Source organism: Victivallis sp., from assembly GCF_048170485.1.
Taxonomy (GTDB): domain Bacteria; phylum Verrucomicrobiota; class Lentisphaeria; order Victivallales; family Victivallaceae; genus Victivallis.
On sequence record NZ_DBEXAY010000265.1, the window covers coordinates 1 to 13,665 of the forward strand.

At 64.9% G+C, this 13,665-nt stretch carries 11 protein-coding genes and 1 pseudogene; 6 read left to right on the top strand and 6 right to left on the bottom strand.

Annotation, left to right across the window (positions count from 1 at the left end; all coding sequences use genetic code 11):
• The 4 genes from ACMLHG_RS13815 to ACMLHG_RS13830 form a co-directional block, all read right to left on the bottom strand.
• The coding region (locus ACMLHG_RS13815; protein WP_417170867.1) for an MFS transporter at positions 1-1,024 on the bottom strand (1,024 nt) is incomplete at its 3' end.
• A gap of 104 nt (positions 1,025-1,128) precedes the next feature.
• Positions 1,129-2,007 carry a class II fructose-bisphosphate aldolase gene (locus ACMLHG_RS13820; protein ID WP_417170868.1) on the bottom strand — a complete coding sequence of 293 codons (879 nt, stop codon included), beginning with the start codon at positions 2,005-2,007 and terminating at the stop codon, positions 1,129-1,131.
• A 1-nt stretch (position 2,008) separates the two neighbouring features.
• Positions 2,009-3,484, bottom strand: coding sequence for an FGGY-family carbohydrate kinase (locus tag ACMLHG_RS13825; protein WP_417170869.1), 1,476 nt, complete (start codon positions 3,482-3,484; stop codon positions 2,009-2,011).
• Between the two features lie 3 nt (positions 3,485-3,487).
• Positions 3,488-4,879, bottom strand: a complete 1,392-nt coding sequence (locus ACMLHG_RS13830; RefSeq protein WP_417170870.1) for an L-fucose/L-arabinose isomerase family protein — start codon at positions 4,877-4,879, stop codon at positions 3,488-3,490.
• A gap of 152 nt (positions 4,880-5,031) precedes the next feature.
• Between ACMLHG_RS13830 and ACMLHG_RS13835 the strand changes: the two genes are divergently transcribed.
• The 6 genes from ACMLHG_RS13835 to ACMLHG_RS13860 all read left to right on the top strand — a co-directional run bounded on the left by ACMLHG_RS13835 (position 5,032) and on the right by ACMLHG_RS13860 (position 10,579).
• Entirely contained in the window at positions 5,032-5,796 is a 765-nt protein-coding gene (locus ACMLHG_RS13835; protein WP_417170871.1) for a helix-turn-helix domain-containing protein, read from the top strand.
• A 127-nt stretch (positions 5,797-5,923) separates the two neighbouring features.
• On the top strand, positions 5,924-7,351 hold the full coding sequence (locus ACMLHG_RS13840) for a UDPGP type 1 family protein (protein ID WP_295808082.1): 1,428 nt from the start codon (positions 5,924-5,926) through the stop codon (positions 7,349-7,351).
• A 15-nt stretch (positions 7,352-7,366) separates the two neighbouring features.
• The gene (locus tag ACMLHG_RS13845) at positions 7,367-8,596 is read left to right on the top strand and encodes an FtsW/RodA/SpoVE family cell cycle protein (RefSeq protein ID WP_295808080.1); all 1,230 of its coding nucleotides are present in this window, start codon (positions 7,367-7,369) and stop codon (positions 8,594-8,596) included.
• A 7-nt stretch (positions 8,597-8,603) separates the two neighbouring features.
• Positions 8,604-9,749, top strand: a complete 1,146-nt coding sequence (locus tag ACMLHG_RS13850; RefSeq protein ID WP_417170872.1) for a UDP-N-acetylglucosamine--N-acetylmuramyl-(pentapeptide) pyrophosphoryl-undecaprenol N-acetylglucosamine transferase — start codon at positions 8,604-8,606, stop codon at positions 9,747-9,749.
• A gap of 21 nt (positions 9,750-9,770) precedes the next feature.
• A complete protein-coding gene (locus ACMLHG_RS13855; protein ID WP_294433525.1) occupies positions 9,771-10,145 on the top strand; it encodes a hypothetical protein in 375 nt (124 codons plus the stop codon).
• 17 nt (positions 10,146-10,162) lie between these two features.
• Positions 10,163-10,579 (top strand): DciA family protein, encoded by a 417-nt coding sequence (locus ACMLHG_RS13860; RefSeq protein ID WP_295808077.1) that lies wholly within the window; start codon positions 10,163-10,165, stop codon positions 10,577-10,579.
• Between the two features lie 36 nt (positions 10,580-10,615).
• Here ACMLHG_RS13860 and ACMLHG_RS13865 read toward each other — a convergent pair whose 3' ends face one another.
• Complete coding sequence (locus tag ACMLHG_RS13865) at positions 10,616-12,526, bottom strand: hypothetical protein (protein ID WP_417170873.1); 1,911 nt, start codon at positions 12,524-12,526, stop codon at positions 10,616-10,618.
• Positions 12,513-13,665 (bottom strand): annotated as a pseudogene (locus tag ACMLHG_RS13870) (hypothetical protein); the annotation flags it as partial. The pseudogene ACMLHG_RS13870 and the gene ACMLHG_RS13865, both read right to left, overlap by 14 nt.

Genomic DNA, 13,665 nt, shown 5'->3' on the forward strand with positions numbered 1-13,665 from the left:
CGAGCCCGTAACCGAACTGCTCGACCGCGACACAGCCGCCGATGATCCAGAGCGACTGCGGCTGAAACTCCGCGAGATAGACGTAGACGGCGTCGGGCAGATTGATCGCGCAGACCAGCGGCCAGAGCGTCCGCCCGAACCCCCAGCGCGCCACCGCCAGGCCGCCGCAGATGCCGCCCGCGGTCAGCGCGACGGTGCCGAAGGTGCCGTAGAGGAGGCCGAACTCTTCGACCGACATCCCGAGTCCCCCGGCGGAACGGGGGTCCTGCATGAAGGCGATGGCAATCCGGCCGAGCTGCGCCTCCGCCACCCGGAAGAAGAGGAGAAAGAGCAGAAGCGGGAGAATTCCCGGCCGGGTGAAGAAACTCCGGAAGGCGTCGAGAAACTCCCGGCTCAGCCGCCCCGGTTCCCGTTGCCCCGGCCGGTCCGCCCCGGGGTGCGGCAGAACCCGGCAGTGCCAGAGCGAGAGTGCGCCCATCATCACCGCCGCCACCGCCAGTGCGACGCACCAGCCGGTGCGGATTTCGCCGGTGCGGCTTTCGATCCAGCCGGCGAGCATCACCAGCGCGCCCTGCACCAGCACGGTGGCAATCCGGTAGAAGGTGCCGCGGATTCCGGCGAAGAAGGCCTGATCGTGTTCATCCAGCGCGATCAGGTAGAAGCCGTCCACCGCGGCGTCGTGGGTGGCGGAGGCGAAGGCGAGAAAGAAGAACGCCGCCACCAGCAGACGGGTCATCCCCGCCAGCGGCATCAGCAGCGCCGCCAGCGTGAAGAGGAGGGTCATGGCGAACTGCGCGGCGAGAATCCAGCGCCGCTTGGTGCCGAAGAGATCGAGCACCGGAGTCCACAACGGCTTGATCGCCCACGGCAGCATCAGCAGACTGGTCCAGAAGGCCATCGCGCTGTTGGTCATGCCGAGCGACTTGAAGAGAACCGCGCTCACGGCGGCGACCACCGCATAGGGGCCGCCCTCCGCAAAATAGGTGCCCGGCACCCAGAACCACGCTCTTCCTTGTCCGCTCATCCCTTCTCCCTGCAGAAAAACCGCCGCCGGAGATCGTTCCGGACAAGCGGTTTTTCAATGTAGCATCGTTTCGAAGAAAGTGCAAGCGTCTTCCGGCCGGGCGCTCAGGCGCGTCCCGCCGAGCCGAAGAGCCGCATTTTCGCGCGCATCGCCTCGCGCATCGCCTCTTCGGGGCGGCGGCAGGAGACGCTGAACCAGCAGGTCATCTCCCGCCGGTTGCGCAGGAATTCGAACATCTCCCGATTCCAGGCGGCGGTGAGTTCCGAGTAGATGTTGATCTTGGCGATGCCGTTGGCAATCGCGGCGCGGAGCTGATCCTCCGGCGTGCCGGAGCCGCCGTGCAGGACCAGCGGCACCGGGGAGACCTTGTCGATTTCGGCGAGGCGGGCGATGTCGAGGTTCGGCGCGGATTCGTAGACCCCGTGGGCGGTGCCGATCGAGACCGCCAGCGCATCGACTCCGGTGCGGCTGGTGAATTCGACCACCGAATCCGGGTCGGTGAAGATCGGGGTGTGGTCGCCCGAGGCGCCGGTTTCGCTCTCCGCGCCGCTGCCGACGACGCCGACGGCGACGTGGCCGAGTTCGGCTTCGACGTCGAGGCCGCGCGGATGCATCTCGCCCACGACGGCGGCGGTGACGGCGACGTTCGTTTCGAACGGTTCGGCGGAGGCGTCGATCATCACGCTCTGGAATCCGGCGTCGGCGCACTTCCGGCACTGTTCGATCGTGGTGGCGTGGTCGAGGTGGAGCGCCACCGGCACTTTGACCTGCGCGGCGGCGTAGCGGGCGGCGTTGGCCCAGTAGCCGAGCAGCGACCCGTCGAGGTCGGGCCAGATGGCGGCGAAGATGACCGGCGAACCGAGTTCTTCGGCGGTCTCCGCCGCCGCCCGGATCATCGTGGTGTTGGAGAGGTCGAACATCGGCACCGCGTAACGGTTGCGGCGGGCGTCGGCGAGCATCTCCTTGAATGAGACGATGGACATGTTACAATTCCCTTCTGACTGTATCGGTGAACGTTTTCCACTGTTCGAATTTTTCCTGATAGCGCGCGGCGCGGCCCGGCTCCGGGTGAAGTTCGGCGGTCACCGCGGGGAGGAAGCCCGGCAGCTTCTCCACCGGAACGCCGCAGTGCGCACTCCGGGCGAGCAGCGCCGCGCCGCGGCACCCCGCCTCTCCGGAGGCGATCACCCGGAACGGCAGGTTCAGCACATCGGCGCGCAGCTGCACCAGCGCCGGGAGCCGGCAGCCGCCGCCGGAGGCCACCAGAACCTCCACCTGGAATCCCGAAGCGGTGAGGAGTTCGAGGTTGCGCCGCATCTCCATGGCGATCCCCTCCTGAACCGCCTTGAAGAGTTCGCCGCGGGTGGTGGTGAGCCGCCAGCCGTACACGGTCCCCGGCGTCCGGGTGTCGAAGTACGGCGTCCCCGAGGCGGTGAAGTAGGGCAGTACGTTGAGGGTGGAGGGTTCCGGCGGCATCGAACCGGCCAGCGCGGCGTAATCCCCGCCGAGGTCGCGGCAGAACTCCTCGAGGAAGTACTGCATGAAGTTGCTCCCGGTGAGCGAATAGGCGACCGACAGATAGCGCCCCGGCAGCGCGAAGTCGTAGCAGCAGAGGTTGCCGCGGAAGAGTTCGTCGGAGCGGATCAGCCGGGAGTGGACCGGCGCGATGCATTCGACGCTCCCGGCCGCGTACATGGCGCACCCCGGGGAGCAGGCGCCGCAGCCGAGTGCGGCGAGCGCCTGATCGTGGCCGCCAGAGACGATCAGCGTTCCCGGTTCCAGCCCGAGAGCGGCGGCGACGCGGGGAGAGACCGTTCCCGCCGCCGTGCCGGAGGGGAGCACCCGGGCGAACTCCGCCGGGGAGAAGCCTGCCGCGTCGCAGAGTTCTTCGCTCCAGCGGTGCGTCTCCACATCGAAGAGCATGGTCCTTCCGGCCAGCGGCCACCCCATCGCCGGTTCGGCGCCGAGCCGGGAGACCAGAAGATCCTCGAAACAGAGGAAGCGTTTCGCCCGGCGGCGGATTTCCGGGCGGAACTTCGCCAGCCAGAGGAGCTTCGCCAGCGTGAACATTCCCGAAGGGGTGTGGCCGGTGATCCGGTAGAGCCGCCCGGCTCCGAATCCGGCGGCGAACTCCGCCATGAGGCCGGTCGCGCGGGTGTCGCTGGAGATCATCGCCGGTGCCAGAATCGTTCCGGAACCGTCCACCGGCAGGAACGCCTCCCCCTGGCTGGAGATCGCCAGCGCCCGCACCGGGTCGCCGCCGGAACGGGCCGCGGAGGCCGCCGCGCCGATCACGTCGAACGCGGCGCGCATCACCTCTTCGCCGTCGAGTTCCGCGAAGCCGGGCGCGGGGGAGGAGACCGGGTAGCCCCGCGAAGCGGAACCGAGCTCCCGCCCCTCCTCCGAAAAGGCGACCGCCTTGACCCGGCTCGAACCGATGTCAACCCCGAGAAAACTCATCGCTCAGAGCTCCGTCTTCTCGTACCCGAGATAGTTGGTGAACGCCTCGTCGATCGCCCGGCGCCAGGAGCCTTCGGTCATGCTGACATGGTGGCGGTAGCCGCCGCGGCCGATGCGGATCAGTTTGGGCTGAAGTCCCGGAATGTGCGCCACGCCGCCGCAGCCGAAGAACTCCTCCGGCAGCTGGTCGCGGGTGAACTCCCCTTCGCCGGAATAGAAGCGCACCTTGCCGTCGACGGTCGCCGCCGAGGCGAAGGTGAACGGCATCGGCCGGAGCCGTCCGACGTTGCAGCCGAAGGCGCATCCTTCGCCGAGCGACTTGGCGAACATCGGGTGGTCGATCACCCGTCCGCGCGCGGCCATCAGCTTCTGGGCCACCGGGCCGCAGTGGAAGAGGATGCAGCGGTCGGGATCCTCCTCATAATTGTTGTTCCAGTCGAGGCAGGCGGCGGGCTCCTGCGACGCGAGGGCGAGCGCGTACATCGCCACCGCGTTGCCGACATCCAGCTCGCAGGCGGCGGGGATGCTCCGGTCGTTGAGTTCGCTCAGCACGACGCACGGCGAAATTTTCAGCGTCTGTTCGAGGTCGAGCCAGCAACGCAGGCTGACCGCCTGCAGGTCGTAACGTTCGATCATGCGGTCGATGGCGACCGAGAGCCGGGCGAGCATCTCGACCCGGTCGGCCGGGACGCCGCTGAAATCGGTGTACTCCCGGAAACGGCGGACCTTCGTCTCCAGTTCGGGCGAACCGGATTTCACCTTTTCCACTTCGAGCAGCAGATCGGAGTTGTCGAACACTTCGACGGTGATCCCCTTCTTCTGCAGCGCCACCTCGTCGAACCGGATGGTCTTGAAGGCGGTCGGCCTGGCGCCGATTGCGCCGATCCGGCACCGTTTCATGCCGCGGACGATCCGGCAGACTGCGGCGAACTGCCGCATCTCTTCGGCGAACCGGGGCGAGGCGGGGTGGAGCGTGTGCGGCTCCCACGCCGTGAACGGCAGGTTGAACTGGGTGAAGACATCCATGATCGAGAGCTTGCCGCAGAAGGCGTCGCGGCGGGACTGGAAGTCCATCTTGTCGAGCTCGTCGGGATAGGCGAGGATGTAGATCGGCACCCCGCAGTCGCACAGCGCCTCCGACGCGCCGTTTTCGTCACCGAAGTTCGGCAGAACCAGCAGAACGCCGTCATATTCGCCGCGATGTTTCGCGAGGAAGCCGGCAAAGGCGCGTCCTTCGGCGGCGGTCTCCACCGCGCCGTAGCGGGTGAGATTTTCCGGTGCGCACAATGTGTCGATTCCGAGCGCGGCAAGCGCCCCGGTGACCTCGCGGCGGGCTTCGGCGATCAGTCGCTCCGGGAAGAATCCCCGGTTTCCCAGATAGAGTGCAAACTTCATGGCAGAACTCTCCTTTCTCTGTTTTTATTATACCTGTCCGCGCCCGGTTTGAGAATGGAACCGCATGCTCCGGCATGGAAAAACTGGCAAAATTTCAGAAATGTGCTATACTATTCCGAGACAGGAATGAACCGAAAAAGAGAGTCCCCGCCATGACGGATCCGGAACCGCCCACTTCGTTGATTGAACTCATCGGCCTGCTGTCGCGCCAGCTGAACATCCGGCTCACCTTCTTCGACTGCACCGGGGCGGAACAGGTGAGTGCGACGGGGCGGCCGCACTCGGACTTCTGTCTCCGCCACCGCCGGGAGGATCCCGAATTCGACGCGCGCTGTGTCCGGTGCGACCTGGAACACCTCGCCGAAGCGCGCCGGACCCGCCGCGAAGTGATCTACTGCTGCCACGCCGGACTGCTCGACGGCGTCGTGCCGCTCTACAGCCGCCGCGGCCTCTACCTGGGCGGCCTCGTGTTCGGGCAGATCCGCCGGGAGGAGAGCGCGCTTCCGGCGGAGGGGGTGCGCACCGGCACCCCGGAGATGATGTGCGAAATCGCCCGGCTGCTGCGGATTGTCGGCGAACACATCATTCAGCAGGAGATGATCCATCTGCACCGGCCGCGCTGGGTTGACGCCGCGTCGGAGTACATCGACCGGAACTTTCAGCGGAAAATCACGCTGAAGGAGCTGGCCGCGCGGACCGGCTGTTCGACCAGTTATCTGTCGCACCACTTTCCGGCGGAGTTCGGGATGCCGCTGCGCGCCTACCTCCGGCGGCTCCGTCTGGAGAAGGCGCGGCTGCTGGTCGAACGCGGACTGACCTTGAAGGAGATCGCCGCGGAGACCGGATTCTACGACGAGTTCCACCTGTCGAAGGCGTTCAAGCAGTTTTTCGGCGTGCCGCCCTCGCAGTTGCCGTAGGGCGCAGATTTCCCGGAGAAGAGTGTGGAAAAATCCGCGTCCGGCGGTTGCGGTTGCCGCAATTCCGGAGTATATTGTAGAACAGCAATCATACCTGCGATTCACATATGGAAGGAACCTTGCAATCATGGACCGCCGTCAACAGCTTTTTGACCGCCTCGCCCCCGTTCACCAGGAACAGCTGCTCCGCTTCTGGCCGGAGCTTTCTCCTGCACAGCAGGAGAAGCTCGCCGGGCAGCTGGATGAGATCGACTTCAACGAAATGGATCAGCTGATCCGCGAATATGTGCTGGTCCGTCCGAAGACCCGGATTCCGGACGATCTCGGGCCGGCGCCCTACTTTCCGCTCGTGCCGAAGGACGAGGAGCAGCGCGCCCTCTACGAAAAAGCCGAAGCGCGCGGCGCCGAACTGCTGCGCGCCGGCAAGGTGAGCTGCCTCACCGTCGCCGGCGGACAGGGGACCCGGCTCGGATTCGACGGCCCGAAAGGGACCTATCCGATCGCGCCGGTGACCGGCAAGACGCTCTTCGAGTACTTCGCCTCCTCGATTCTCCGCGCCGGTGAGAAGTTCGGGAAGCCGCTCACCTGGTACGTGATGACCAGTCTGCTGAACCGGGAGGCGACCGAGGCGTTCTTCCGCGAACACGCCTTCTTCGGGCTGGCGCCGGAACAGGTCTTCTTCTTCACGCAGGGGACGATGCCGGCGATCGGTTACGACGGCAAACTTCTGCTGGCGGAGAAGGATTCCCTCTCGCTTTCGCCGAACGGCCACGGCGGCACGCTGCTGGCACTGCGCAAATCCGGCGCGCTCGACCGCATGAAGCGCGAAGGGGTCGAATATCTCTCCTACTTCCAGGTGGATAACCCGCTCATTCCGGTGGTGAATCCGCTCTTCGTCGGGCTCCACGACCTCGAAAACTCCGAAATGAGCGCGATCATGCTCGCCAAGACCGGTCCGTTCGAGAAGCTGGGCAACTTCTGCGTCACCCAGGGGCACATCGAGATCATCGAATACAGCGACCTGCCCGCGGAACTTGCTGAAAGCCGCAATCCGGATGGTTCGCTGCGCTTCATCGCCGGCAGTCCGGCGATTCACGTGATTTCGCGGGAATTCATCGAGCACCTGACCGCGGGCGGCTCGCTGAAACTGCCGTGGCACCGCGCCGACAAGAAGATCCCCTGCCTCGACGAGGCGGGCAACCTGGTCAAGCCCTCCGAACCGAACGGCGTCAAGCTCGAGTCGTTCATCTTCGACGCGATGCCGCTGGCGAAGCGCACGATGGTGCTCGAGGGGCGGCGCGAGGACCTCTTTGCCCCGACCAAGAATCCGACCGGCGTCGATTCGGTCGAGAGCTGCCGGGCGCTGCTGGTCGACCGCGATGCGCGGCGGCTGGAGGCGGCGGGGGTCAAGGTGCCGCGCACTCCGGAGGGGAAGGTGGATGCGCTGATCGAACTCTCGCCCCGCCGGATCTTCGACCAGGCGGATGTCGACGCCTACGTCGCGGAACACAATCTGCGCGAAATCGCCCGGGGAGCGAAGCTCTATCTGGAATAAAAGGGATACGGCGGCGTGAAGAACCTCTTCCTGACGGACGAACTTTCGCAGGTGAACGGGGAGGACACCAGTTCCGCGATCATCCCGGCGCGCTGGCTGCTGCTGGTGGTGACGGTGCTGGTGGTCTTCGGGCTGACCATGCTCTATTCGGCGAGTTACAACACCGCCGGGTTGAAGTATTTCCGCAACCAGATCATCTGGGTGGCGCTCGGGTCGGCCGGTGCGTTCGCCGCGTTCGTCATCGGGTACCGCCGGATTGCCGCCGGCCGCTACTGGTGGATGGGGATCTGTTTTGTGCTGCTGATGATGGCGGTGCTCTTCTTCCCCGCCATCAACGGCGCCAACCGATGGATCCGCATCCGGTTGCCGGGGCTGGAGCTGAGTCTGCAGCCGTCGGAGTTCGCGAAGATCGCGGTGGCGCTCTTCGTGGCGAAGTATTGTTCGGACAATCTGCGCACCTTCGCTCTGCTCCGGAGCCGGAACGGCCTCCTGCCGCTCGCGCTGGGGGCGGGGCTGCTGATCGGCGGCATTCTGATCGGGCGGGACTTCGGCACCACACTTCTGGTGCTGTCGGTCACCTGCCTGACGCTCTTCATCGCCGGGCTGAATTTGCGCTATTTTGTTATTCCGGCGGCGATTGTCGCGCTGCTGGGGGTGTATATTGTTCTGCATGACCCGACCCGGCTTGCGCGGATCACCTCGTTCACCCGGCCGGAGCTGGTCCAGCAGGACGAAGGCTACCAGCTCTGGAACTCCCTGCTGGCGCTCGGCTCCGGCGGCTGGACCGGCATCGGTTTCATGGAGAGCCGGATGAAGGCCAAGTATCTGCCGGAGGCGCACACCGACTTCATTCTGGCGATCGTCGGCGAGGAGCTGGGGCTGGTCTGGATGTTGATCCTGATCGCGCTCTACGCCTGGTTCACGATCTGCGCGCTCAAGATCAGTTTGCAGTCCCCGTCGCGGCTGGGGATGCTGCTCGGATTCGCTCTGACGATGGGGATCACGCTCCAGGCGGCGATCAACATCGCGGTGGTCTCCGGTTCGGCGCCGACCAAGGGGATGCCCGCGCCGTTCATCAGCTACGGAGGAAGCAACATGATGGCCTGTCTGATCGCGGTGGGACTGCTGGTTTCGATCGCGGCCGAGACCGCGTACCCCGGGTATAACGAAGAGTATCTCAACGCCATCCGCCGGACCTGTTCCTTCCTGCCGTGGTGGCGGAAGTACCGGAATGAGGAGGAGTGATTTCGTCATGAAACTGCATCGTCTGGTCGTCACCTGCGGCGGAACGGGGGGCCATTTCTACCCGGGGCTGAGCACGGCGAGAGTGTTTCAGGAGGAGTTCGGCGGCGAGGTTCTGCTGCTGCTCTCCGGCGTCAATTCCGCCCGACAGAAAGAGATCGCCTGTGCGGCGGGAATCCGGGCGGTGGAACTGCCGCTGATGCCGAGCCCGGGGCACTCGCCTGCGCGGGCGCTCCGCTTCCTTCGCGGGCTCGCCGGCGGATACCGGGCGGCGCGGCAGGAACTGGCCGCTTTTCAGCCGCAGGCGTTGCTCGGGATGGGCTCCTTCGCCTCACTGCCCGCGTTTCTTGCGGCGAAAAAACAGCACATTCCCTGTTTTCTGCACGACGGCAACGCCCGGATCGGCAAGGCGAACCGGTGGCTTTCGCGCGGTGCGGAACTGCTGGCGACCGCATTCCCGCCGGTCAATGCCGCGGCATGCCGTTGCCGGGTGATCACCACCGGGATGCCGGTCCGGCCGGAACTGGCGAAGTATGCCGGTATTTCCCGCGCCGAGGCGATCGCCGGGCTGAACCGGGAGTTCGGAAGCCGTTTCGACCCGGCCCTGCCGGTGATTCTGATTTTCGGCGGCAGTCAGGGGGCGCGTATTTTCAACGTGACCTGCCCGGCGGCCCTGAAGGCGCAGAACCGGGCGGACTTTCAGGTGCTTCATCTGGCCGGTCCCGCCCGCCTGGAGGAGGCGCTCGGCGCCTATGAGGGGGCGGCGTTCCCCCGGCTGGTTCTGCCGGGGTCGGAGAAGATGGAGCTGTTTCTCGGCGCGGCCGATCTGGTGCTCTCCCGTTCCGGCGGCAGTACGGTGGCGGAACTGGCGCTCTTCGGCCGGGGCGCGGTGCTGATTCCCTATCCCTATGCGGCGGAGAACCATCAGAGCGACAACGCCGATTTTCTCGCCTCCGCCGGGGCGGCGTTGCGGATTGACAACGCGCAGTTTACGCCGGAGCGGGCGCAGGAGCTCTTCACCGGATTTCTCGCCGACCCCGCCGCCTGGGCGGAGCGGGGCAGACGGGCGGCGGCGCTGGCCCGGCCGCACGCCGCACGGGAGCTGATTGAAGAAATTTCCGCCGGAACCGCTTCCCGGGATTGTATTCCCGGTTAAACGGGAGTATATTGAAGAATTATGAGACGAGTTGTACAAATTTCATTGCTTGCGATCATGGTGACCTTCGCGTTTCCGGCGCCGAAGGCGGAAGCGATCGACCCGGTGACGCTCGCCATTCTCGCCCCGATTGCGATCAAGGCGGCCAACGTGGCCAAGCCCTATCTGATCCGCGCCGGGCTCAACACCGGGCGGTGTCTCCTCAAGATGGGGGAGGATACGCTCCAGACTCTCCGGCTGCCTCTGGGGTTGCTGCAGATGAGCATCGGCGCGCCGTTCGGCGGATTCCGCAACGGGCTGGTCAACACGATCAAAGGATTCATCGCCCCCGGGAAACTGGTGGTGCACACACTGCTTCTGCCTGCCATGATGGTCGGGCTCGACATCAACATCTGAGGCGCGGGGAGGGGCCGGTGAGCAAATACGCCCAGATCAAACGCCGCCGTGAATATTACCAGATGCTTCGAAACTGGTATGGCGCGGAGCGTGCCGCGATTGAAATTTCCGCACACACACCGCAGGCGGTGGAGCTTTCCAGCGTCATCGATTCCGTCTGCAGTGACATCCGTTCTCCGGAGGTGGCGCATTTCATCGAACTGGAGAGCCACTGGGAGAAGATTGCCGGTCCGGCGGCGCGTCTGGCACGTCCGGCCCGGCTTCACGAGGGGGTGCTCTATCTGGAGGTGCCGCACAGTGCGCTCATCCGGGAGCTGGCGCCGTCGCTGGACCTCTTTCAGCGGCGGATCGCCTCCTGCCTCGGCGACGGGGTCTGTGCGTCGATCAAGCTGGTCCCGTCCGGCAGCGTCTCCCGTTCGCGGAACGCAAAATGACGGATTTTGCCGCGGTTTGAGCGGGAATTTACTCCGTCACTTTTCCGTGATTTTTCCGTCAGAAGGTTTTTCCACGGCGAGAAGGGTGTAGTCGCCGCCATCCGGAACCGGAATCAGCCGGAGGGATCCCGCGCGCAGGAGCGAGCGCAACAGAAGCGACAGTTTGAGGTTTTCCCGGTCGTACACTTCGAGGTGTTCCGGATTCTGCTCGGTGGCGCCGACCAGAATGTAGTCGATCTTCTCCCGCCAAAGCGCGTCGAGTACCGCGTCGGGGCGCTCCGGCACCGGCGTGAAGAACTGCTCCTGAAAGTACGGCGTCCCGATCCGGTATTCGCGAGGGACGAAGAGGCCGCGCCGTTCGAAGAGCAGCAGGACGCGGCTGTTTGCCGGCGTCTCCCGGCTGAGGTAGTCGAGCATGGCGAAATAGGCGCCGTCCCGGCTGGTTCGGGCGACGAAATCGACCGGTCGTGTCCGGTTTTCCTTCTGCATTTTCCAGGCCAGCTCATAATGCCGGAGGGCGGGGAACAGAATGCTCTCATACGCCGCCGCCAGGAGCAGGAGATAGAGCCCGAACCGAATCTTGCGGGGAAACGCTCCGGCCAGCGCCGCCATGGCCCATCCGGCGACGAAACAGAACGGCAGAAGAAACCGGGTCTGTTGCGAAGAGTAGCCCCAGAAGAGGTAGATTGCCAGCGCCGCCAGAAGAGGGACGAGAAACACCCGGCTCCGCGCCTTTCCACGACGATGGAGCAGGAACAGGGCGATCCCGCTCGCGGCAATCATCAGCGGCAGCTGCAACCCGAGAACGACGCCGTCGAAGAGCTTCTCATCGAATCCGGCGAAGATCCAGGCGACTGCCGGACTCCACCACCCTTCCAGCCCGTAGAGATGGCGGCCGAGAAGCGTGTGATAGGTTTCGACCGCCGCGGCCGTCGAGCCGGGGTGAAGAATGCCGGAGCCGAAGGGATAGAAGGGGTTGCCGGTCACTAGAAAACTGCGAAGATAGAAGGGAAACGCCGCCGCCAGTGTTGCCCCGCAGAACCCCGCGAGAAGCGGAAGCGCCGGACGAACTCCTCTGCCGTTCCGGAGGAGCCGCCCCGCCAGAAGCAGCAGCAGAGCGAGCGAAACGCCTCCCGCCGTCAGTTTGACCGCCGCCGCCATACCGGCGAAGATTCCGGTCAGGAGCGCGGCGCTCCTGACGGAAACCAGTCCGCGGACGGCGCAGGCTCCGGCAAAGAGATTGAGTACGATAAAGGGCTCCGCGTAGTTTTCGCGGTTCATCGCCGCGACCACCGGTGAAAGGAGCAGTGCCAGCGTGATTGCCACCGCGGTCAGTCGCCCGAAGCGGCGCAGTGCCAGGAAGAACCAGACAAAGAGGATCGGGTAGACGGCCCAGATCAGCATTCGCGGCATGACAACTCCGCCGAGCCGGATGGCGGGCATCATCAGAAAGTGCTGCATCGCCGGGAAGGCGGAGTAGGGATTGTCCAGCACCATCGCCGCCGACCCTGAGGCGAGATAGCGGAACGGCAGTGCCGTCTGATAGACCTGTTCATCCCAGGCGTAAGGCATGCAGAAGGCCGAGCCGAGCGTCCAGACCGCACCTGCAACCGCAAGAAGGAGAAGAAGCCAGTGGCGGCGGCAGATCACGGGGAGCTGTTTCAGCAGGAGCCAGACGCCGTATCCGGACGGAATCGCCAGCACAACCGCCGGCACCGTCGCCGGCATGGTGCAGACAAGGCGTTCCCCCAGTCGGAAAAGCAGAGCCAGCAGATCGAGCCCCAGCACAAATCCGGTGAATTCCCGCAGGCTGGCGGAACCGTGCCAGCGACAGCGGCACAGCAGCGGCGAACCGATTCCATACGCCGCCGTCAGCAGGAGAAAGAGCGCCGTGAGCGACTGATACGGCGGTACCTGCAGCGAGAGAATAAAATCATTGAGCGTCACCGGCGACCCCCTTGAGAATGCGCAGTTCGGATGGACTGTCATCCGCGACCGGATTGCGGATCAGCAACCGGATCTCCTCCGGCTGGAGCCCTTTGAAATGCATGATTGCGCGGAAGCGCGTTTCCGCTTCTTCCGCCTCTTCCGGCAGGTTGAATCGGCGAAGTGCCATCATGTGATAATAGGCATTGAGCGCGCTGTAGGGGAAACGTTGCTGTTCGCGTTCAAACGCATCCAGAGCTTCACGCTTCCGGCCGAGCACGGTCAGGGCGCGGGCCATGCGGCCGTCGCTGTGAGCGTAGAAGGGGAAGCCTGTTTCCGGGAGGCGATGGTAGAGTTCGATCGCGGCGGCCGGGTCCTGCCGGTCAAAAAGCCGGATGGCAGCGGCAACGTAGAGATTTTCCGGCGTCGGCTTCCAGTCGATGCTTCGGTTGAGCAGGGGGAGGGCACGGTTCAGTTCCCGCCGGAGATGTGCGGCCTTCGCTTCGCGCAGGAGGAGCCCGCTGCAGAATGTCGGGATCATCGTCAGAACTGCCGCGGCAACGAGCAGCAGAGCCGCTACACTGCGCAATTTCGGGAACCGGCAGAGTTCCGCCTCCCGTGCAGAGGCCGCTCCGGTGCTCCAGAACATGCCGACCAGAAGCAGAAAAAGCGTTCCGGCAAATGGTGTGGCGAGGATGACATCCAGCATACCGTGCCCGAAGAGGAGCAGCGCGGCCCAGCCGAGGAGGAGACCGGCGGGATCCTCCGTGGGAGATACGGTTCCCAGTCCCCGCCAGAGTCCGTAAAAGAGCAGCAGGCCCCAGATGATTCCGGGAATTCCCCACCCGCAGGCGTAGGAGAGCAATTCGTTGTGCGGGTGTGGATGACGGTCGCTGGCATAATCCGACAGAAAATATTCGCGGGGGAGATGTTCCGGAATCACCCCTTCAAAGCGGCTGATGCCGTTGCCGAGCGGGGATTGTACGGCAAGATCGGTCGCCCCGTGCCAGAGCGGAACACGCGCTTCTCCCGGCCGGAACAATCCCGGGACGTGCGTTGCCGCAAGAAAGAGGAAGAGGCAGATCGCTCCCAGCAAAATCAGAAGCAGGGTGCGCCGCTGCGGCATGGTTTTCAGCAGCAGAGCCAGCACGCCGGCCGCG